This window comes from Mycoplasma sp. 1012, from assembly GCF_054343455.1.
In genome coordinates, this window is the sequence record NZ_JBTGVG010000006.1 from 20,054 (window position 1) to 44,247 (window position 24,194).

General features: G+C 24.6%; 14 protein-coding genes. 8 read left to right on the forward strand and 6 right to left on the reverse strand.

Annotated features, from left to right (window positions below):
• The 3 genes from ACXX89_RS01415 to secA all read left to right on the forward strand — a co-directional run bounded on the left by ACXX89_RS01415 (position 1) and on the right by secA (position 5,429).
• Positions 1-1,230 (forward strand): CNNM domain-containing protein, encoded by a 1,230-nt coding sequence (locus ACXX89_RS01415; RefSeq protein WP_458557393.1) that lies wholly within the window; start codon positions 1-3, stop codon positions 1,228-1,230.
• Positions 1,231-1,300: 70 nt separating this feature from the next.
• The gene (tig, locus tag ACXX89_RS01420) at positions 1,301-2,725 is read left to right on the forward strand and encodes a trigger factor (protein WP_458557394.1); all 1,425 of its coding nucleotides are present in this window, start codon (positions 1,301-1,303) and stop codon (positions 2,723-2,725) included.
• A 58-nt stretch (positions 2,726-2,783) separates the two neighbouring features.
• Positions 2,784-5,429 (forward strand): preprotein translocase subunit SecA, encoded by a 2,646-nt coding sequence (gene secA, locus ACXX89_RS01425; protein WP_458557395.1) that lies wholly within the window; start codon positions 2,784-2,786, stop codon positions 5,427-5,429.
• 571 nt (positions 5,430-6,000) lie between these two features.
• On the opposite strand, the gene def is transcribed toward secA, so the two are convergent.
• On the reverse strand, positions 6,001-6,558 hold the full coding sequence (def, locus tag ACXX89_RS01430) for a peptide deformylase (RefSeq protein WP_458557396.1): 558 nt from the start codon (positions 6,556-6,558) through the stop codon (positions 6,001-6,003).
• A 23-nt stretch (positions 6,559-6,581) separates the two neighbouring features.
• The gene (locus ACXX89_RS01435; RefSeq protein ID WP_458557397.1) at positions 6,582-7,178 is read right to left on the reverse strand and encodes an FMN-dependent NADH-azoreductase; all 597 of its coding nucleotides are present in this window, start codon (positions 7,176-7,178) and stop codon (positions 6,582-6,584) included.
• Between the two features lie 137 nt (positions 7,179-7,315).
• Between ACXX89_RS01435 and ACXX89_RS01440 the strand changes: the two genes are divergently transcribed.
• Together ACXX89_RS01440 and ACXX89_RS01445 are read left to right on the forward strand one after the other, a co-directional pair.
• Entirely contained in the window at positions 7,316-15,124 is a 7,809-nt protein-coding gene (locus tag ACXX89_RS01440) for an ABC transporter permease (RefSeq protein WP_458557398.1), read from the forward strand.
• The gene (locus ACXX89_RS01445) at positions 15,124-15,969 is read left to right on the forward strand and encodes an ABC transporter ATP-binding protein (RefSeq protein WP_458557399.1); all 846 of its coding nucleotides are present in this window, start codon (positions 15,124-15,126) and stop codon (positions 15,967-15,969) included. Before ACXX89_RS01440 ends, ACXX89_RS01445 begins: the two co-directional genes overlap by 1 nt.
• 53 nt (positions 15,970-16,022) lie before the next feature.
• On the opposite strand, the gene uvrB is transcribed toward ACXX89_RS01445, so the two are convergent.
• Positions 16,023-17,981 carry an excinuclease ABC subunit UvrB gene (gene uvrB / locus ACXX89_RS01450; protein WP_458557400.1) on the reverse strand — a complete coding sequence of 653 codons (1,959 nt, stop codon included), beginning with the start codon at positions 17,979-17,981 and terminating at the stop codon, positions 16,023-16,025.
• A gap of 50 nt (positions 17,982-18,031) precedes the next feature.
• Between uvrB and ACXX89_RS01455 the strand changes: the two genes are divergently transcribed.
• Positions 18,032-18,856 (forward strand): leucine-rich repeat domain-containing protein, encoded by an 825-nt coding sequence (locus tag ACXX89_RS01455; RefSeq protein WP_458557401.1) that lies wholly within the window; start codon positions 18,032-18,034, stop codon positions 18,854-18,856.
• A 52-nt stretch (positions 18,857-18,908) separates the two neighbouring features.
• On the opposite strand, the gene ACXX89_RS01460 is transcribed toward ACXX89_RS01455, so the two are convergent.
• Genes ACXX89_RS01460 through eno form a run of 3 tightly spaced genes read right to left on the reverse strand, consistent with a single transcriptional unit; the run spans position 18,909 to position 21,711 of the window.
• Positions 18,909-19,823: an SPFH domain-containing protein gene (locus tag ACXX89_RS01460; protein ID WP_458557402.1), complete on the reverse strand. Its 915-nt coding sequence runs from the start codon at positions 19,821-19,823 to the stop codon at positions 18,909-18,911.
• A gap of 1 nt (position 19,824) precedes the next feature.
• Positions 19,825-20,322 carry an NfeD family protein gene (locus ACXX89_RS01465; protein ID WP_458557403.1) on the reverse strand — a complete coding sequence of 166 codons (498 nt, stop codon included), beginning with the start codon at positions 20,320-20,322 and terminating at the stop codon, positions 19,825-19,827.
• Positions 20,323-20,337: 15 nt separating this feature from the next.
• Positions 20,338-21,711, reverse strand: coding sequence for a phosphopyruvate hydratase (gene eno / locus ACXX89_RS01470; RefSeq protein WP_458557404.1), 1,374 nt, complete (start codon positions 21,709-21,711; stop codon positions 20,338-20,340).
• Between the two features lie 792 nt (positions 21,712-22,503).
• On the opposite strand from eno, the gene ACXX89_RS01475 reads away from it, so the two are divergent.
• Positions 22,504-22,992 carry a hypothetical protein gene (locus ACXX89_RS01475; RefSeq protein ID WP_458557405.1) on the forward strand — a complete coding sequence of 163 codons (489 nt, stop codon included), beginning with the start codon at positions 22,504-22,506 and terminating at the stop codon, positions 22,990-22,992.
• 31 nt (positions 22,993-23,023) lie between these two features.
• On the forward strand, positions 23,024-24,194 hold a 1,171-nt coding region (locus ACXX89_RS01480), incomplete at its 3' end, for a hypothetical protein (RefSeq protein WP_458557406.1).

Genomic DNA, 24,194 nt, shown 5'->3' on the forward strand with positions numbered 1-24,194 from the left:
ATGAGTTGGTCGAAAATTATATTTATAATAATTTTAATTTTCTTATTAGTTCTTTCAGCATTTTTTTCAGCTTCTGAAACAGCTTATTCAACTGTTTCTAGGGCAAAATTAGAAGAAAATTTAAATAGTAAAAAACACTTTCAAAAAAAAATAATAATTAAAAGATATGAGATGTTCCCATCTACATTATCCACAATTTTAATAGGGAATAACATAGTAAATATTGGTTCTTCTGTAATTTTATCTTCATTGTTTTCTAGTTGAATAACAGATGAAACTTTCGAAATTATCGTTTCTACTTTAGTTATGACTCCTATTATTGTTATTTTTGGTGAAATGATGCCAAAAATTTTAGCAAGAAAATATCCCATAAAATTTTTACAATATACATATTTATTAATTTTATTTTTCCATTACTTATTTTGACCATTAACTTTCTTAATCTCAAAATTTGTTAAATCAGATCAAATTACTAATACAGAAAATGAACTTAAACACATTTTAGATTTAGGTTATAAAGAAGGTGTTTTAGAAAAAGAAGAATCTATTCTTGCAAGAAATGCACTAGATTTTGACTCCATCAAAGTAACTAAACACTATGTTAGATTGAAAAAAATAACCTATGTTTCTTATGAAAGTAATTTAGCAAAAATTAAAGAAATATTCCAAAATACAGGATTTTCCCGTATTCCTGTTCAAAAAAATAAAAAATTTGTAGGTATAATCCTCTTAAAAGACATTTTCGGTTTATCCGATGAACAAATTTTTAACATAGATGATTATATTGTGGAAGTTCCTTATATTTCTTCAAACTCTTTATTAAAAGTTGCTTGAAAAAAAATGAAAGAAAATAAAAGTCAATTAGGATTTATCACCAAGAGTAATGATAATAAAAAAGTCATTGGTTTAATAACCTTAGAAGATATTTTAGAAGAACTTGTTGGTGAAATATATGATGAACATGATTATAGAGATGAATTAGATTTTTACGAGTTGGAAGAAAGTTCAAAAATTATGGTTAAATATTCCACTGCTATTTCTAAAATTAATGATTTTTTCTCTATAAATTTAGACGAAAATGAAAACGAAAATATTGGTTCTTTTTTAGAGAAAATAACAAACAAAAAATTAACTTTAAAATTCAAATTTAATATTAATAACTTATATTTTAAAGTTGTTGAAAACAAAAGAAAAGAAGAACCTAAAATAGAAATTTGAAAAGAAGAATAAAAAATTATAAAATACAAAAAAATACTTTATAATTAAATATATTATTAATAAAAACAGAGGAGTTTTTTATATGGCAAAAAGAAAAATGCTAGCTGAAACTGCAGAATTAGTAATAACAGTTGAAGCAGATAAACAAGAATGATTAGATGCACAAAAAAAAGCAAAAAATAAATTATTAAAATCAGTACAAATTCCTGGTTTTAGAAAAGGAAAAGTTCCTTTAGCAAAAGCAGAAAGTTTAATTTCAGAAGGACAAGTAATTCAAGAAGCAGCAAATTCAATAGCTCCTAAATTAGCTTCTTTAGCAAAAGAACAAATTATAGAAAGTGATAAAGTATTGGATGAAGCACTTTTAAATCCAGTTAAAGTTTCAAAAGAAGAATTAGTAATAGAATTTAAATATCCAGTTTATCCAGAATTTAAAATTTCTAACTATAAGGGATTAGATATTTCTTATGAAGCACCAACAGTTTCCAAAGAAGAAATTGATTCAGAAGTAGATAAAATTATAAAATCTCATTCACTTTTAATCAGTTCTGATAAAGCAATTGAAAATGGAGATGTTGTTTTATTTGATTTTAAAGGATTCATTGACGATGAACCATTTGAAGGTGGAGAAACAGAAGATTTTGAATTAAAAATCGGTTCAGGAAACTTTATTAAAGGATTTGAAGAATCAATGATTGGTTTTGTAAAAGGTGATAAAAAAGAAATTAAAGTTACCTTTCCAAAAGATTATCATGCAAAAAACTTCGCAGGTAAACCAGCAATATTTAAAATTCATGTAAAAGATGTTAAAAAATATGAAAAAGTAAAATTAGATGATGCTTTTGTTTCTGATTTAAAAATTGAAAATGTTTATACAGTTGCTCAGTTAAGAGAATATCTAAAAAAACTTTTACTTGAAGAAAAAACAGAAAAATCAAAAATTGATTTTCAACACAAAGTATTTCACAAAATTTTTGAAAACACAACAATTCCTTTAGCTTCAGTTTTAATTAACAAAGAAAAAATGGCAGTTCAAAGAAAAACAGAAGAAAGATTAAAAGAACAAGGCTTTTCACTTAAAGAATATGCAGATTTACTTAAATTAGACACAAAAACATTAAATGACACATTTGAAAAAGAAGCAATTCACAACTTAAAAACATCATTAATTTTTGCTGAAATTTCAAGAATTGAAAAATTAGAAGCAACAGAAGAAGATTATAAAAAAGAATATGAAAAGTTTGCAAAACTTTACAAAACAACACCAGAAGCTGTTGAACAAATGGTTTCAAAATTCCAATTACAAATTCCTATCATAAACAGAAAAGTTATTGATAGATTGATTGAATACAATTCAGGAAAAATTGGACAAAAAATGAAAACAATAGTTTCTAAAGTTAAAAAAGAAGAAAATAAAGAAATAAAAACTTCTAAACCTAAAACATCCGTAAAAAAACCTGTTTCTAAAACAACTAAAAAAGAAACTAAAAAAAGTTCTTCAAAATAAGACCTATTGGTCTTTTTTTCTTTTTTTTCTTTATAAAAATAGTAAAATTTAAAATAATATGTTAAACAAAATTAAAAAATTCTTTTCAACATCCACAGAGATGAAAATCGCAAGAAAATTACTAAAAGAAATAAATGAAAAAAGATCCATTTATTCTTCAATGAGCAATGAAGATTTACAAAATCAAACACAATTATTTAAAGAACGTTTAAAAAATGGTGAAACTCTGGAAGACATTAGAGTTGAAGCTTTTGCAGCTGTTAGAGAAGCTACAAAAAGAGTGTTAAATAAATTCCCATATGATGTACAAATTTTGGGTGGTTTGATTCTAGATCAAGGTTCAATTGCAGAAATGAAAACAGGAGAAGGAAAAACTATTACTTCTATTGCTCCTGTATATTTAAACGCGCTTGAAGGTAAAGGGGTAATTGTTTCAACAGTTAATGAATACCTTTCAGAACGTGATGCTACTGAAATGGGTCAAGTGCATAATTGAATGGGTTTAACAGTTGGAATTAATAAATCACAAATGGATTCCTTAACAAAAAAAGCCGCTTATGCTTGTGATATTACTTATTCCATTCACTCTGAATTAGGTTTTGATTACTTAAGAGATAATATGGTTACACAAAAAGAATCTAAAGTACAAAGAGGACTCAACTATGCTTTAATAGATGAGGTGGATTCTATTTTAATCGATGAAGCTAAAACTCCTTTAATTATTTCTGGTGGTGAAAAAAGTGGTGGAAATAATTATTTTATTGCTGATCAATTTGTAAGAATTCTTAAAGATGAAGATTTTGATATTGATTGAGAAAGTAAAGCGGTTAAATTAAATGATAACGGAATAGATAAAGCAAATCATTTTCTTAACATTGAAAATCTTTATGATATTCAACATTCAGAATTAGTTCACAGCATTCAAAATGCCTTAAGAGCACATAAAATAATGAAAAAAGACGTTGAGTATATTGTTAGAGATGGAAAAATAGAACTTGTAGATACATTTACCGGAAGAATCATGGAAGGGAGAAGTTATTCAGAAGGACTACAGCAAGCCATTCAAGCTAAAGAAATGATTAAAATAGAACCAGAAACTAAAACTTTAGCAACCATAACCTATCAAAATTTTTTCAGGATGTTTAAAAAACTTTGTGGTATGACAGGGACTGCCAAAACTGAAGAACAAGAATTTATTGATATTTATAACACAAGAGTAAATGTTATTGAAACTAATAGACCGATAAAAAGATTTGATGATATTGATTTAATTTTCCCTTCTGCAAGAGCAAAATATAAAGCAATTGTGGCAGAAATAAAAGAAAAATATAAATTGGGACAACCTATTCTTGTAGGAACTTCACAAGTTGATGAGTCAGAATATTTACATTCTCTTTTAGTTAGAGAAGGTATTCCACACACCGTTTTAAATGCTAAACAAAATGAATATGAAGCAGAAATTATTGCTAATGCCGGACGAGTAGGATCAGTAACAATTGCAACAAATATGGCTGGTCGTGGAACTGATATTAAACCTACGCCAGAAGCTTTAGAAAAAGGTGGTTTATATGTTCTTGGAACAGATAAATCAGAATCTAGAAGAATTGATAATCAGTTAAAAGGAAGATCAGGAAGACAAGGAGATATAGGTTATTCCCGTTTTTTCCTTTCTATTGAAGATCAGTTAATGACAAGATTTTCTCAATTTGATCAAATTAAAGAAAATTTTGGAAGTGATAGTGATGATCCTATTCCTGGAAAGGCTATTTATAAATTTTTCCAAAGAGCACAGAAAAAAATTGAAGGTTTAAACTACGATAACAGAAAAAATGTTTTAAGTTTTGATGATGTTATTAGACAACAAAGAGACTTAGTTTATACACAAAGAGATATCATTTTAGAAAGTGAAGAATTAGATCATTATATCATTAGAATTATTGAAAGATCAGTAGATAATTTTATGAATTTTGATTTCATTTTAAAAACAAACAAAGAAGTAAAATATGACATTTTAACAAAATTTTTAAATGAGAATTTTTCCAGAATTTCTAAAGTAGAATTTACTTATAAAGAAATAAGTGAACACCATTACGATGAATTGATTGAATATTTAAAAGAAAAAATGAAAGACATTTATTTTAACGTGTTAAGAATTAACTTGATCGAAAATTTAAAAGAAGAATATGTAAAATTAGAAAGACAAATTTTACTAGGTGCACTAGATCAAAAATGACAAAATCACATTGATATTATTGATAAGTTAAGATCATCTGCAAATCTTGTTCAATATTCACAAAAAAATCCATTCCAAATTTTTACTGAAGAAGCAACTAAAAAATTTGAAGTATTTATTGATGAAAGTTCAGATCAAGCAATATTAAATTTATTTAATAATTCATATGCTAGAAAAATAGAGTATATGAATATAGAACTATCTAACGGACAAATTTTAACAATTGAAGTAGGGAAATCTCCAGAAGAAATTCAAGCAATCATAGATATGGAAGAAGAAAAAATCAGAATAGTAAATGAATACCAACAACAAATGAAACAAGTAACACTTATTGATGGAAAAATCCTTTCTGTTCCTAAAGATATGGATGATGAAGAATTGAAAAGAATTATCATAGAAGAAAATGCAGCTATTTTGGAAAGTCAACAAAGATTATTAGAAGAAGAAAAAAACAATGAAAAAAAAGATTAATATAATAGTGTTAATCTTATTTTTTATATCTTTTATAGCTGGATTAATTGAATTAGCTTTTTATATTTATAACAATTTAATTAACTACTTTTGATTGATAGTTAACATTGCTTTACTCTTTTTACCTTTTGTAATCATCATAATTTTTTTAATTTTTATTAAGCAAATTTATCCAAAAATTAAAAATCATTTTATTAAAGATCAAAGATTTCATAGTGATCTTTGTAAATTTTTAAATAGAAAAAAACTAAAATTAATTTTTATACTTCTTTTCTTTGTGCTAATTTTGATAAATATCTGATTAGCTAAATTGTGATGAGATAACTGAAAAAATCAGATAATTACAATTTCATTTTTATTTGAGAATATGTTATTTTTTAGTTGTCAATTAGTTTGAGTAAAATATAAATGCTCTGAAAAATAAAATAAATAATTTTAATTTTTGTTAAATTAAAAATTAGCAAGTAAAAAATTAAATTCAAAACCGAAAACCACTGTAAAACAGCATTATTTGGAAATTTTGAAACTAAACTGGGAAACAAAAAAAATCAGCAAATAAATGCTAACTTTCTTATAATGTTTCAAGTTCTTTTTCTTTTTTTCAAGGTTGTTTTTTATCAATATGATCAATAAACAATTTTCCTTGTAAGTGATCGAGTTCATGTTGAAAAACAATTGCAACATATCCTGAAACGGTTCATATTTTCTTTTCTTTACTAAAGTATGAATAACCTTCAACTTTAATTCTTTTTCTTCTTCTAACAAAACCTTCTTGATGTGGTCATTTTTCATTAACACTTAAACAACCTTCACCATGATGAAGAGCAATTTTGTCTTCAGAAAAACCAAGTATTTTTGGATTTATAATAATATCTCTAAATACTATATCATCAGGTCCGTTATTAACATTAATATAGAACATATTTTTTAAGATTCCATATTGAACAGCAGCAACACCTACACCTGGTCTATACATTTTTTGACCTTCAACTTGTGAATAGTCAATATGATCAATCATTTGTTGTGCTAGAATTTTGTCTTCTTCTGTTAATGGTCAAGGAACATCAATTGATTTTTCTCTTAAAACATTATTTGGTAATTGAATTATTTTAACTTTTTTTCTATTCATATGTATATATTATATAAAAATAATTAAAATTCAAATGCAGCTTTTTTGATTTTATCTTCAATACTTTTAACTTTTTCTTCTTTACTTAAAGAAGCAAAAGGTTCAACTTTTGTACCTGTTAATCAAACTGGTTCAACTACTTGAGCTCCTAAAAAGTGTCAGAATCCTTTTAAATTTTCTGTAAAATTTCCAAAAGGATATCAATCAGCAGGCGCTCCTTGAGAAGTTAAAATTTGAACTTTTAAATGATCTAAAAGACCTTTTGCTTCTCCTTTTTTGCTGTATTTGTAACTAAAAGTTACATTAGCCATTGAAATAGCATCAATAAAGTTTTTGACAACTGCTGAATAGTTGAAATTAATCATTGAAGTTGAAAAAACAACTTTTTGCACACTTTTTAATAAATCAACTAATTTCATTGCTTCTACATCTTGTCAAAAAGTTTTCATATTTTCTGAATTTAAAGAGATTGAAGCTACTTTTTCTTTATTTAAATCCAATTCAATAATTTCATGTGTTGGATTTTTTTCTTTATAAAATTCTACAAATTTATCTGACATTAATTTTGAATTTGAAGATTCTCTAGACAAAATAGAACCTTTTATAACTAAAACTTTCATTTTTCCTTCTTTCTTTTTTATTAAATTAATTTGCTAAGGTATTATATTATAAAAAGTAGTAAAATTTTCAAAAAGTTTATTTTTAGCAAAAAAATAGTATAATTTTTTATATTTTATTAAAAAATGAGGTATTTACTATGTTTAAATTATTAAAAGAAATTTTTAAATCTTTATCTAAAAATAAAATAACAACAATAAGTTTATCTATTTTACTTTTTTTAACTACAGGAGTTTTTACTTTACTTTTTAGTGTAAAAGAATCTTTTAATAGACAAATAAATAGATATAATGCAGTTTCTAAATTACATGATTCAACAGTAGATTTAGATGTTAACTTTAGTGGTAACGCTAAAGATAACGGATATAAAAAAGAAACACCAATTGAATACACTTTGGATCAAAAAGCTATAACAGAAATTTTAGATTTTCAAATAAAATCACAATTTATTTTGCTTTCTGATTTAGGAGTTAAGGGCGAAAAAGCAAATTATTATATAAGTGCTCAAGACTTTTTATTTCAGTATGAAGTTAATAAAAATATAAATAATATTGATAATAAAGATTTTAATTTTGATTTAAAAAATAAACAATTTCAAGTTTTAAAAACCGATAGCAAATTTTTTAAAACTTATTTCAAAAATGCTGATGGAACATTTAAAGAAAAAGAAATTTCCTATTACTTAAACAAGGATAATACTGCAGTTTTTTTAGACAAAAGATACAAAATTTCTGAAGTTATAAACATTTCAAGTAACGGTTCAGAAGGCTACTTATTACATAATCAAGGTGAAGATCATATAATATCTTCCATAAATAGAATGGGAATTAATTTAAATACCAAAGAAGCAACTTTTGATGTTTCTAAAATCAACTCATGAGAAAGAAATGGTATTTTATATTTATTAACAGAAGATGAAACAGCAAAATTAATCGGAGTTCATAAAGATAATAACAATAATTGAAAGTTATTTTATAAAAAAGATTATACAAGTGAATTATTTAGTTGAGATAACATAGCAAAATGATCGGCTCCTCAACAAGTTTGAAACTATAATATTGTTTTAAAACCTGATGGTTTAATGAATGGTAGTGAAAATACAGCTCCTGTAATTAAAAAGTTATTTTTAAAAAACGACATTCATAAATCACTGCCAGATTTTTTCCAATTTTCTAAATCTAATGTTTATAAACTTAAAGATGAATGAGTTTCAAGAGTTAGTTATCAAACCAAATTTATTTTACATAATTTTACTTTGTTAGATATTGAACCAGAAAAAGGAAATTTTTCTAAAAATTTTTCTAATTATTTAGCAAATTTAAAAGACAATGATCCTGAAGAATTTAAAAAAATTGAAAAGCTACATTATTGAGAAAAGCAAATAGTAAAAACTATCTCAAATAAAGAACCTATTGTTATTAGTCAAAATCTTTTAAAAGATGATTTAACTTTATTAATAAAAGGACCAGATGGTAAAACCACATCAATTAAGGATATTGAAAATTTAGGAAACAATTATAATATTCAAAATTTAACTTCACAGCAATTAGCATCTTTATCCAATGAAGAAATAGTAGATTTAACTTATTTAAAACTTAGAAATGCAGTTTCTACAACAATAAAAAATAAAATCTTTGATTATGTAAAAAACGAAAAAGAAGTTGATTCAGTTGGTAGAAGAAGATTTATTACTACAACAGCGATAGATGAAAAAAAAGGAGAAAACAAAATTTTTCAATTTATTGATGCAGGAATAAATGAAGAATATTTTGATCCAAATCACAAGCAAGAAGTTGGAAAACTTTTTAACGAACATTTTCATAAAAGTAACTTATTCATTGATGCTGATCCTAATTTTAATAAAAATGAGTTCAATCCTGTATATAGTGCAGAAATTATAAATGCCATTTTTCAAGGTTTTGTTCCTGATTCTAAATACTTAAATCCAACCATTGAATTTATTGATATTCCTTCTAGTCAAAAGTTAACTTTATTTCCTGCAAATTTTTCAAAAGAAAAAGTAGTAATTTTAGAAAATAAAGAAAAAACAGTGAATTTTGCTGTAGGAAATTCAAAAAATGGTTATACCCTTTATGAAAAAAAACAAGATTCTTGAATTAAAGTTTTAGTTGATAATAAAGAGTTTTTAACTTTAACAGAATTAAATAATTTTATGGAATCTAAACATTTAGGTCTAAAAGTTTCTGTAGGGGAAAATGGTTGATACAAAACAGATGAAAACTTTTCAAATACTTATAATGTTCCTTTCATATATAGAGCACCTTCCAGCGCCTTACTAAAAGAAATAGAAACATCAAAAACAGTAAAAACACTTTTTGATAGTCTTAAAAAAACAATAGTTAATAGTGAATTAGTTAGAGAAAACTTTATAAAAGTAGATGAATTAGATAAACTATTAACTGCAACTCAAGATGCTTTTTTCGTTACTGAATATTATGATATTTTTACAAAAGGTAAAAATAATCAATCTTTAATGCAAAGAATGATTTTTGAGTCACTTTATTTAGCAACTATTCAAAATGATGATCAATTTTTAAATAAAATATTTAACAATTTTCTTGAAAACATTCAAAACAAAATTAGAGCAAATGGAACCACTTTAGATGAACAAAAAACCTATCTTATTGATAATATAGATAAAATAGGGCAAATTCTTTCTAATTTAGGAATTAATGTTTGAAGTGATCTTTTAAAAGATAATACAAAAGAAGAGTTAAAAACTATAATAAATAATCCAATTGAATTTATTGATGGTTTAAAAACAATAATTTTATCAATTGATTTTAAATCTTTTTTAACTGATATTCACAATTGATACGAAAACAAATGAAATAAACAAGAGAGAAACGATTCCACTCATGCTTATTATTATTTTAGTGTTTCAGATTTAGTTATTCCATTAGTTAAATCCATTGATTTTGATGTATTTAAAAAAGGTGCAACTATATTAGTTAAAAATATTAATTTTGATTCTTTACTTTCTACCGCTTATAATAAATCAGAGCAAAAATATAAAGGAATTTTATTCAATAAACTTATTAATTCTTATAAAGAAAGTGTTTTAAAAGAAAAAATCACCACTTCTTTAGTTAATATTTTTGACAAAATTAACATAAATAAAGATAAAAATAATTCTTCTGAAAATTTTAAAAACATAAATTCAGGTTTAACTAAAATAATTTCTATTTTAGATAAAGATAGACTTTTAAATATAGTAGAAAATTCTTTAGAAAACACTTATTTTGAAGATTATAAATTTGTAAATGAATCAAAAGATCCGCAAAAAGTTTTATTTGTTGCTAAAACTCTTAAAACATCTAATTTAATAACTGCATTTATTTCAACATTTTTTAAAGATTCTGCAACTACCCATACTCTTTTTAGAGCAATAGAAGAAATATTAAATTTATCTGGTAAAACCAAAAAAGAAGGTGCATTAGGTATAACTTATTCAGTACCAGATAAAGATGCTGAAAAACTTGACTTGTTCGATTTACAAAATTTAGAGTTATTATCATATGCTAAATTTGAAGAATTAATTAAACTTTCTGATAAAGTTGATAATAAAATTTTAATCGATAAAGAATTTGATAATACGGAAATTTCCTTTATAAAAAGATATTTATTTTTTGGAAAAGATATCATTAAAGATGTTGATGAAATAAGTCAAAGAAACTCTATTTTCAAAGAAACATTAAAACTTTTTATTTTTAATAAGTTCACTAAAGCAAATAATTCATTTGTTATAAAAAATACAAATACTAGTTCTACTTTAGCAGATAATTTATATGAGATTTTTATTGAGAACACACAAGGTAACAGAGCCTTTAATACAGCAAAACCAAAAGCTAGAGAAATTGTAAGTAATGTTGTTTATTCTTCTGAATATTCTAGTTCTGTAAATAGTTTGATTTTTTATGATTTTTGAATTAAATTTGTTTCTGAAAATAGTCAATTGAGTTCAACGGAATTAAAAGAAGTTTTCAATTTCTTTTTTAGAGAAGCACAAAATCAAAATTCTTATTTATACAAAGAATTAATGGAAACACAATTGTATGATTCTAAGAAAAACTTTGAAAATAGATCATTTTTCTCTAAAGGACTAGACATTCAACCAATAGGACGTGGTATAGCACAACCTTTTGATTCTGCAGATACTTTATTTAAAAACATACCAAATACTGCTGATGCTAATGAATGAAAAAATAAAATAAATAAATTATTTGATTCTGAAATTTATAAAAAGAAAAATGCTATTACAGGTTTAGATTTAGCTGATTGACTTATTTTAAATAAAGTTTCTTTAGTTTCTAATTTAGCACAAATTGCAACAAATGAGAGATATCATAAAGACGCTACAAATTACTTTGTTAATTTACAAAAATCATTTGATTTATTAAACGATTTTGCTTCTAAAGGTGACTTAAATAGAGAAATTTTAAATAATTTAAGAAAGAATTTTGCAACTCAATCTGCTGTTTTTACTTCTTTAGGTTTATCAGACACTGTATCATCAACATATTCTAGTGTTATTTTCCCAATAGTAGCAGCTTGATTTACCTCGAATCCAGCAGGAACAGATAATGCAGAAAATAACTCTAATTTAACCTTTGTTTTAAATAATAGAGTAACTGATTTTTCAAAAATTATTAATGAAAATCCTTATAATTATAGAGATATAATAAAAGGAAGATTTTATAATTTATATAGCGATTCTCTTTTTGAATATCATTTAGAAAATCATAGTGTTAAAGGTTTATCATTAGATCTTTCCTATGTAGATTACTTAAATAAAAAAGTATTTTCAATTGACAATCAAGACACCATTTTATTTGATATTAACATTAATAAAATCTTTTTAGATTTAATTAATGCTTCTACAATAATAAGAGAAGAAAATAAATTTTTAGTATTTAAAGATGTTCGTTCCTTGGTTGCAAAAGTAAATTCTAGTTTTTTAAATGAAAACAATAAAGAAATATATAAAGAAAAATTACCTTCTAGTTATATAGAGTTAGAAAAACTAATAAATAGTTTAGATGAAAAATACATAATAAATATAAGTGGTTCTAAATTTTTAATAGTAGGTGATGAGCAAACTATCGATTATTTATTCCCTGTAATAAATGAAGAAAATTTACAAGTTAATATTAAAAATCAAGCACTTGTTTATGTTAATAAATGAGGTTTTGATAGAGCTCGTGAATCCTTTAGAGGTAGTGCTTTAAAAGATTATTTACTTGTTAAAACAAAACCAGGAACAAATGTTCAAGAATTTAATGAAAAAACAAATAGAGAAATAGCTACTAATTTTGGAAATATAGTAACTAAAAAAGTCTTTTCTAAAGATGAATTAGATATTATTAATCCAGAAAGAAGTTTAAGAATTTCAACAGCTTTTTCATTGATTCAACTTATATCAAATGCTAACTTTTATATGGTTGCGTTAATGTCTATATTAATAATTATTTCTACCGTATTTATTACAAAAAGATATATTTCTACAAGAAATAAGGTACTAGGGATTTTAAGAGCACAAGGTTATAACTCTTGAATGATAGCTTTCTCATTTATTTCTTTCCCTTTCATTACAACATTTATAGGTGGAACTGTTGGATATATAGTTGGGTTATCGTTACAACAAGTGTTAAAAAACGCCTTTTCATCTTATTGAACTTTACCAACGCAGAGTATATCATTTGAATGAATTCCTTTTGTTTTAACTATTATTCTTCCATTTTTCTTACTTTCAGCTTTAGTTATATTATCTGCTTTATGAATTTTAAGAAAAAAACCAATTGATTTAATGTCTGGTATAGTTGAAATTAATGTTTCAAAATTTGCTATGGTATTTCTAAAAATATTTAGATTTGCTAATGTAAAAACTAAATTTGTTGCTTCATTATCTGTAAATAGTTTTTGAAAATTAATTTCATTAATGATTTCAACAACCTTAACAGCCTTTATTTCCATTTTCTCAATTTCTTCAAACGGAGTATTTAATGAGACTGTAAATAAAACATACCAAAAGAGAAATTATAAGTATAAGTTAGATTTAGAAACACCTACTATCGAAGCTGGACAATATCAAACTTTTGATAAAAATCAATTAGAAAATCTTTTATATGTTCCTTTAGGGGTTGCTTCTGAATCTAATGTTGAAGCAAATAATTACTTCAAACCAGGTAGAGCTCTTGTAAATGGTGATTCAGACAAAAATGGTAATCCAAAAGAAAATGATCCCCATATTTTAACAAGAGCGTCACTTCAATTACAAGTAGAATCATCATTATCCATCTCACCTTGAGATATAGTTTTAAATTCAATGCCTGATAGTCAAAGATCAAGAACTTTAGAAATTTCTAAAATGGCAATTTCAGAAATAGAAAAAACTCAAGATATTCATTTTGTAGAAAAAGTTGATATCACAGGCAAAAAATACAACTTTGAATTTGTAGGAACAGAAGCAAACCCACAAAACTATTTTAAATACATTGAAAATGAAAATGTTTCAACTGGTGGTAAATTCTGATATATGGTATGAAATGTTCAAACTCAAGAATATGATAGAGAAGCAATAACTACTTCTCAACATAGAGATTTATATAGAAAATTCTTAGTAGATGCTTATAAAAAAATTCCTTCTAATGATTTTTATATAGCGTTTAACGGTATTTTATTTAACAATCAAACAAACGAAAAATACACATATATTAATACTTCTTATAATGAAGAAAACAGTTTAAAAATTTATGGTTATAATAACAATTCTAAATATGTATCAATCCAAGATGAAAAAGGTGTTAATTTAATCGAATTAATGGAAAAAACACAGGTAATTAATGATGTTTATCCTATTTCTGTTAATTATGTATTTTTAAATAAAAACAACTTAAAACTCGGTGATACAATTGAATTAGAAGTTAAAAATCCTATTGATAGATATATAAGAATTTTAGAAGGAAATTCCTTTAGAAAATATAAATTTAAAATAGTTGGTATTATAAATACTTTCATTAATAGTGAGTTAGTTACAACAAGAAAAATAGCAAATCATTTAACTGGATTAAGTGAACTAGATCAAGATGGATTCAATGGTATTTTATCTAACGATGTTACTCCAGAGCAAACTATTGGTTCTGTTGGTTTATATGCAAATTCTGGATATTGGTTTGGTGGAGATCTAATTAATATTGAGACAAAAGAACAATATGAAACTGCCTTTGCACAAATATATTCAAGTAGCAATGATCAACCTGGTGTATTAAAAAATAATGGTTATAGCGATGAATTAATTAAAAAATTATTAGCATTTAAAGAAAGGACAATTACTGATGTTGAAAACATCGATTTAAGCTATAAGAATATTACAAGTGACAAATTCAAGAGTGAAAACACAACCTTAATTAAACAAGGTGTAAATAATTTTATTGACTTATATTCTAAAAATGTTTATAATTCACTTTCTACAAATGTAGATGCTAAAGATATTCAAATAGGTTTTGTTAATAATATTGCTAACACAGTTTCTCAATTAACGCTATCTATAGTTATTATTTTCTTTTTAGTTTCTGTTGTTATTCTAATTATGATTTCAAATATCATAATCACTGAAAATGAAAAGAACATTGCTATATTCTCGATCTTAGGATACAATAACAAAGAAAAAATAAAACTATTTTTTGGAATTTATTTACCTTTAATAATTGTTGCTACAATTATTGCTATTCCACTGGTTATTGGATTTATTGCTTTATTTAATGCATTCTTAATTTCATCTAGTTCTATTGCTCTAATACTTACTTTAAAATGATGACATGCTTTAACTGCAATAGTAATTTTATTCTTTGTTTATGGACTTACATCTCTTATTGCTTGAATTAATTTAAATAAAATTAAAGCTATTTATTTATTGAAAGGAAAATAATGACAGAAAAGCAAAATAATAAAGAACACAAAGGTAAAATAAAAGAAGAAAATGTAGTTTTACTTACTAAAAAAGAAATAAAAAAAATAAAAAAAGCAAATAATAAACCAAAGAAAAAACACAAAGATATGATTACACAAAATACAGAAAATAATATCATTGAAATTTTTGATGTTAAAAAATCTTATCTTTCTGGTTCGATAATAACTTCTGTTTTAAAAGGTGTTACTTTAAAAATAGAAAAAGGAGATTTTGCGGTTTTATTTGGAAAATCAGGTTCAGGAAAATCTACATTATTAAACATTATTTCTGGTTTAGATAGAGCATCAGAAGGTGAAGTTATTGTTGCAAATAATAATTTGACATATTACAATGATTCAAAATTAACAAAATTCAGAAGAGAAAATGTTAGTTTTATTTTTCAAAGTTATAATTTACTGCAAAATTTAAATGGTTATGATAATGTTGAAACAGGAGCCTATTTACAAAAAGATAAAAAGAAAGTTTTAAATATTAATAATCTTTTTAAAGAATTTGAAATAGAAGACATTAAATATAAATATCCATCCCAAATGTCTGGAGGGCAACAACAAAGAATTTCTATATTAAGAGCATTATCAAAAAATGCAGAAATTATTTTTGCTGATGAACCTACAGGCGCTTTAGATGAAAAAACATCAAAAGCAGTTTTAAAAATATTACAATATATCAATAAAACTTATGGAACCACAATTGTAATGGTTTCTCACGATCCAACAGTTGCTGAGTTATGTAATAAAGTTATTAAATTAGCTTCTGGAAAAATAGAAGAAATAATAATAAATGCTAATCCTAAAGTTTTATAAATAAAAATTCCTTTATATAAGATTTGTTCTTTTATAAAGGAATTTTCTTTATTTTAGAGATCAGATTCTAGTTCTAAAATCAGGTCTCGGATTTGAATTGCTTTTTCTAAATCATCTTTAGCAATATATTCATTTTTTTGTTTTATTAGTGCCTTTATTATTTCTTCTTTTTCTTTTTTATCTTTTACTTTTGAAGATTTTTCTAAAGCATCAATTGTTTCAACTGATTGAATGGGGTCAAAAATAGGTTTAATGATAGTTTTAGGAATGATGTTGTGTTTTTTGTTATATTCCATTTGAATTTTTCTTTTTTCTTCATTATCTTTTAAAGTAGATTCAATATTGCTTGTAATAGAATCAGCAAATAAAATTGCTCTACCGTGATCGTTTCTAGCTACTCTACCAATCATTTGAATTAGTGCAGCTTTTGTTCTGGAAAATGAGTTGGTATCAGCTTCAAGAATCATAATTAAAGAAACTTCTGGTAAATCTATCCCTTCTCTCAGTAGATTAACTCCCACAACAACATCATAAATTCCTTTACGTAATTTTCTTAATATGTCATTTCTTTCAAAAGTTTTGTGTTCAGAATGAATATAAGCTGATTTATAGTGTTTTTCTCTAAAATTAGATGATAACTCTTCTGCCATCCTTTTTGTTCCTGTTATGATAATAACTCTTTCATTATTTTTAATTTGATTATCAATTTCTTTGTACATAGTTTCTAATTGATTTTTAGTTGATTTAATTTCAATTATTGGATCAACAAGACCAGTAGGTCTTATGATTTGTGTTGTAATTTCCCCGTGAGTTTTGTCAACTTCATAATCTGCAGGAGTAGCTGAAATATAAATAATTTGATTTTCTATTTCTTCAAATTCTTCAAATTTTAAAGGTCTATTATCTAAAGCAGAAGGTAAACGAAAACCGTAATCTACAAGATTTCTTTTTCTTTGATAATCACCTTTATACATTGCTTGTAGTTGTGGAACTGTCATATGTGATTCATCAATAAAGATAAGTGCGTCTTTAGGTAAATAATCAAAAAGTGTATAAGGTTTTTCACCTTCTCTTCTATCATCCATATGTCTTGAATAGTTTTCTATTCCAGAACAAAAACCAAATTCTTTTAATGAATCAATGTCGTTGCGAACTCTGTCATTTAATCTTTGTTTTTCAACTAATTTATTTTCTTTTTCAAAATAATATAATCTTTCTTCTAATTCTGTTTCAATAGTTTTAACAGCTCTTTCAATTGTATCATTAGTTACTGTATAAGAGTTTGCTGGATAAATAACAAAATTTTTAACTTTTTTTGTAGTTTTTTTGCTTAATTTTTCTTGATAGACTATATTTTCAATTTCATCATCAAAAAAATCAATTCTAATAGTTAATTCTTCAGTTCATACAGGAAAAAGTTCTATAACATCTCCTTTAGTTCTAAATTTTCCTGGTTCTAAATCAATATCAGTTCTTTCATAACCTATTTTTGCTAGAGTTCTAAATAAATCACTTCTATTTAATTTCATTCCTACTTCGATATAAAATAGATTAGATTGATATTCTTTTGGATCAAGTGCTCCGTAAATTGCAGCAACAGAGGAGACAACAATTGTGTCTCTTCTAGTTACTAATGCATTGATAGTGGACATTCTCATAGATTCTAAATCTCAGTTTGTTTTGCTGGATTTTTCCGTATAAACATCTTTAGCTGGTAAGTAAGATTCTGGTCTATAGTAGTCAAAGTGAGAAACAAAATATTCTACTTTGTTTTCTGGAAACAAACTTTTCATCTCTGAAAAGAGTTGTGAAGCTAAAGTTTTGTTATGTGATAAAATCAGAGCTGGCCTATTTGTTTCTTTGATAACATTAGCCATAGTAAAAGTCTTTCCACTGCCTGTAACACCAAGTAAGACTTGATATTTTTTATTATTTTTTATTCCGTCGGAAAGTTCTTTAATTGCTTTTGGTTGATCGCCTTGAGGCTTATTTTTTGAAATTAAATTATACATATTATTTAAATTATAATTGGAAAATAAAATAATAGTGTAAAATTTAAACTATGAAAAAAATATTTTTATCTATAAGTCCATTATTAGTTTTACCTATCGTCGCTGTTTCTTGTGGTGACAATAATGCAAATACCAAACAAGGAGAGAATCTTGTAAATAAGAAAAATGATAAAGGAGAATTTGTTAATGTTATATTTGACAAAGAACATAAAACCTTTACATTAGACTTGAGTAAAGAATCCATTACAACTATATACACAGGAGCTTTTGCTGGTGAAAAAAGTAGAGAAATTTTATTAAGTGAAACAATAAAAAAAGATGGTGTTGATAACCAAGTTATCGTTTCCTATCATCTTAAAAAAATTATTTTTCCTCAAACTTTAGAAATAATTGAAGATTCAGCTTTCACAAATAGAACATTACCAACATCAAAAATAGATTATGAGTTGCAAGAATTAGATTTTTCAAAAGCAACTATTTTAAAAACAATAGGTAATTATGCATTTGAAACAAACAAAATAAAAGAAATTATTTTACCAGATTCAGTAACTTATATTGGAAAACAAGCATTTGCAAATAATCAAATTTCAAAATTTGTTATTTCAGAAAATTCTAATTTAAAATCAATAGGAATTTCAGCCTTTTTTAACAATGAAATTACTTCTTTAGATTTTAAATCAAATAAATTGGAGTTAATTTCAAAAGCAGCATTTGAAAGAAATAAAATAACATCAGTTCACTTTGTAGAACCATTATCAAAAATAATAATAAGTAAAGAAGCATTTAAATTAAATGATATAAAAACAAATAATATTAATGAAATTGATAAAGAAAAAGTAAGTATTGCTTCTGATGCATTTGACAAATCAAATTAGTTTTAAAAAATAAATTAAAAATATCAAACTTGTTAGTTTGATATTTTTGTTTTTATTTTTTGTCACCTTCTTTAAATATTTCAGAAGCAACACTCATTGTTTTAGCAACGTCACCTAAGTTAGGTGGTAAAATAATTTTAGTTGCTTGGCCGTTAGCTAGAACTCCAAGTTGTTCAATAGATTTTAAAGTAAGAATATTTTTTGTAATATTTGTTTGATTTAATAATTCAATTGCTTTTTGATCGGCTTCAGCTTTTAATACTTCAGCTGTTTTTTTAGCTTCAGCTTTTAGAATTTCTGATTGTTTATCAGCTTCAGCTTCAAGAATTTTAGCAGCTTTTTGCCCTTCAGCAAGAAGGATTTGAGAAGCTTTTTTTCCTTCTGCTTCAAGAATATTTGCTCTTTTTTCTCTTTCTGCTTTCATTTGTTTTTCCATTGCTGATTGAATTTCTTTAGGAGGGATAATATTCTTAATCTCTACTCTATGTACTTTAATTCCTCAAGAATCAGACGCTTCATCTAAAATTAATGTTAATTGAGAGTTGATAGTATCTCTTGAAATTAATGCTTCATCTAATTCTAATTCACCAAGTAGATTTCTTAGTGTTGTAGCACAAAGGTTTTCAATGGCTTTCATAGAATTTTCTGCTCCATAAACAAAGAGTTTAGGATCTGTAATTTCTAAAAAGACAACTGTGTCAACTCTTATTCCTGCATTATCTTTAGTAATAACATCTTGTTCTGGGAAATCTAAAACTTTTTCTTTAAAGTTTTCTCTTTTAACAATTCTGTCTACAAAAGGTAAAAGGAAATTTATTCCATTTTTAAGTGTTTTGTTATATTTACCAAGTCTTTCAACTACAGCAAACTCAGATTGTGGAATAATTCTAATGCTTCTTATTAAAGCTATTATTAATAATATAATTATCGCAATAGCAAGAACAGAAACAATAATAATTCAAATCATACTAATTTTCCTTTTGAGTTGTTTTTTCTATGTAAAGGATATTTCCTTTTACAAATTTAACTTTTACTCAATTTCCTTTCTCTATTTTTCCTTGACCTTCAACTGAAATAGTTCTATAAAATTTACCATCAATTTTAATTTTTCCATAATTTTGAGTATCTTCTCCATATTCATAACTATCTTCAATTAAAATGTTAGGCTTAGATTTAGTTAAACCTTGAATTCTTTCTACACCTATTTTGGTAGAATAAAGTCTATTTTTAAGTAATTTATATGTTGAAAAATAGATAATAATTCAAACAACAATAAAAGTAAGAATTTGAGCTATTATGCTTCAATAAACACCTTTAGTTACTAAAGCGATAATTAATGAAGGAATAGCACTTATACTTGTTAATGCTGTTCAAATTCCATTAGTAGCTAGTTCTAAAATGATAAAACTTAATATTATCAATAATCAAATTACTATAAAAATAATTTTTATTACATCTTGTGGCATATTAAAATAATTTAATTACTTAACATTTCTTTTTAAGTTGTGGAAAGTTTTTTCTCCATCATATTCAGCTGCTTCAGCTAATTCTTCTTCAATTGCTAATAATCTGTTATATTTTGCAACTCTATCTGTTCTTGATAAAGAACCAGTTTTAATTTGACCTGCATTTACTGCAACTGCTAAATCAGCAATTGTTGTATCTTCTGATTCACCTGAACGGTGTGATACAACAGCTGTAAATCCTGCTTTATGTGCTAATTCAATTGTGTCAAGTGTTTCAGAAACTGAACCAATTTGATTTAATTTAATTAAAATTGAGTTAATTGAACCTTGTGCAATAGCTTCTGATAAAATAGAAGCATTTGTAACAGTTAAATCATCTCCCATTATTTGGTGAGTTGAACCAAATTTTTGATTAAATTTTTTAAATCCTTCTCAGTCTGATTCTGCAAATCCATCTTCTACAGAAATAATTGGATATTTTGCAAATAATTTTCCATAGTATTCTACTAATTCATCTGTTGTAAATTCAACTTTGTCAGTTAAACTTGCAAATCCTTCTTTTTTAGCTTCAATAGCTGTTTTTAATTTTCCAAAAGTATATTTTTTAGTTTTTGAATCATATAACTCTGATGATGCAGCATCTAAAGCAATAGCAACAGCATTTTCACCTTTAGTTGCTGGTGTAAATCCTGCAACTTTAATAGCTTCAACTAAAAAGTCTAAAGCTTCTTCGTGTGATTTTAAGTTAGGAGCAAATCCACCTTCATCACCAACTTGTGTTCCGTGTCCTGCTTTTTTTAATAATTTAGCTAAGTTGTGGAAAACTTTATTAGCCATTTGTAAAGCTTCTCTTATTGTTTTTGCACCTAATGGCATAACCATAAATTCTTGGAAATCGATGGTATTTGATGCGTGTTCCCCACCATTAATAACGTTTAACATTGGAACTGGCAATTTTCTTGCGTTTGTTCCTCCGATATATTTATATAAAGGAATTTCTAATTCATCTGCTGCGGCTCTAAGAACAGCTAAAGATACTCCAAGAATAGCATTAGCACCTAAATTTTTCTTAAATGGAGTACCATCTAATTTAATCATTGCTAAGTCTATTTTTCTTTGATCTGTAACTTCCATCCCCAAAACAATAGGAGCAATTTTTTCATTAACGTTTTTAACTGCTTGCATAACTCCTTTTCCACCAAATCAATTTGATGCAAAAGCGTTATCTTGATCTCTTAATTCTAAAGCTTCTCTTGTCCCTGTTGAAGCACCTGATGGAACAATGGCTGAACCAAAACCACCAAATTCTGTTTTAACTTCTACTTGAACAGTAGGATTACCTCTTGAATCTAACACTTCACGAGCGTGAATGCTTGTAATTTTTGACATTTTTCTCCTTAATAAAATTTTTTATATTTAATAAAAATTATACATTAAAAAGAAATAAAAATATTTATATTTATCTAAAAAAAAGAAAAAATCAAGAACAGATAAACAGTGAAAATTTGTTCTTGATTTTGATATTGAAAACGTAATGTAATTTTCAAAATGGATTTTCAATTTTTTTATATTTTTAATTATTAAGATTAGTTATTATAATAACACTTTAAAAGATTTAAAAACTTAGAAAGGAGACTAAAATATAATAGGGGGTATACACAAAATAATCTAATAACAAGAATATAACAATAATAAAAAAATAAATACAATAATTTTAAATTTAATAAATGAAAATATTTGGTTGATAACAACCATAAATAATTATATACCTAAAATAAATAATTTGTTAAAAAAAAATCATTTTTTTCAAAAAAACATAAAAAAATTTGAACTTTTTATTATTACTTCAGAAGTAAATTGATTAAAATATAATTAAATTAAATAAAAAGTATTAAATAAAAATAGTTTTGCTCCATAAAAGAAATCAAAATATTTTGTAAGTCGTAAATTAGCAGATAAGATAATACCTAAAAAGTCTAGCAAATTATTTTTAGATATAAAAACTTTTATTAAAGTAATATTTTTGTTGGTTGAAATGATTAAAACTTAAAAGCAGTCCAAAAAAAGCAATTATTTTTTTATTATATTATAACCAAAAAAACATTGCAAAATGATATAATTTAAAAAGATTTAAATAAATTTAAGTCAAAAATTAAAAAAGGATCAAAAGTATTAAAAAAAATGAAAAAAAATATTTTATTTATAACTGCAGTACCTGGTATATTAGTACCTATAACACTAACACAAACAAGCATTGCAGCAAATGAAGAAAAAAGAGTTGAATATAATCCACAAGTAAATTGATGATGATTTTTAGGTCCTTTGGGGGGTGCTATTGCAAATGTAGCAGAACTAAATAGAATAAATTCAGAAAATGAAAAATGAGAAAAAGAACACATAAAAGAGTTACAACTTAAAAAAGAAACTGCTTTTTCAAGACAAAATAATAGTAAGTTTTCTGATTATGATTTAATTTTAGAAAAAATGGATAATTCAGGAAATTGAATACAAGTAAGTAGTTCTATTTCTAGTGATTCAAATGATGAATTGATAGAATATGATGTTACAGAATCGTCTAATTTTAGACTAGTTATTAAAAAGTATAAATCTTCTTTATTTGAAAATTCAATTGAGGATAATTTAGCATTTACTTATGTGGTTAAAAAATAAAAGAAAAATATTAATTAGTTTAAGTTTTCCGATGACATTTTCATTATTTTCTTGTGCTCAGAAAGAAATAAAAGAATATATTGAGCAAATTAAAGTAAAATCAATTTATTTTGAAAATCTCATTAAAATTAAACAAGATCAACAAAATATAAAAGCAAACAATAGTTTTATTTTTGATCAATTTAGAGAAAAATTATTTGAAAGCAAAGAAAATAATTTTAACTTTTTAAATGAAAAAAAATTAATAATAAAAACTATTGATGATTTTGATGAAAAAATTGTTAGTAAAATTAATGAATTATATGATAAATTCAATATAAATAATAGATTAACCAAAGAACAAATTACAAAAATGTTTGAACAAGATTTTCTTAATGGAAACAAATTAGAAAATGAATTAACACAAAACAATTTAATTTTATTAGAAAATGAATCTTTATGATATACTAATGATTTTTTAAATTTTATAATTGATGAAAATACAGTTGATAAGTTTAATATCTTAGAAATATCAGTTTTAAATTTGCCTGGAATTGATAGTGGAGAAACTACGAGAAAAACATCATTAGTTTCACAAAAGAAAAGGTTTACATTAATTAAAACAGAAAAAAATAAAGAAATTGTATTTTCTAAAACAAATAAAGAAGAAAACGAAAAAATTTTACTTAATTTATATAAAGAGTTTCAATACAAAGAGAATTTTTTTATTAAAAATGATTTATTTAAAGATTATTGACCTTTAATATTTCAAAAACAAAAAGAGCAAAATATTTTTACATCAGATGTTTTAATTTTTAAAAATAATTCACTTAATTCAAATAATCTTTTATTTAATGATGACATACACATTATCAATAACAAAGAAGAATTTAAAAATAAAATTATTCCTTCTATTAAGGAATTTTACACAGAAGAGAATAGCAAAACTAAAAAAAGCGAAAATGATATTTTAACAGAATTTGAAAAGATTTTTTTCAAAGATAAAACATTTGATCAAATTTTTGAAAATAATAGCATTGTTATTCATAGAACACTAGAATATAAAACTAATTATAATTATTTAAAACAATCAGTATTAATTAAATCTAAAATTGATGAAGAAAATAAAGTTATTGATTTTTCATTAATTAATGATTCGGATTTTAACTATAATTTAAAAAAAAGCTGGAAGTGTAATAAATTTTGTGTAAAAATTTCTCAAT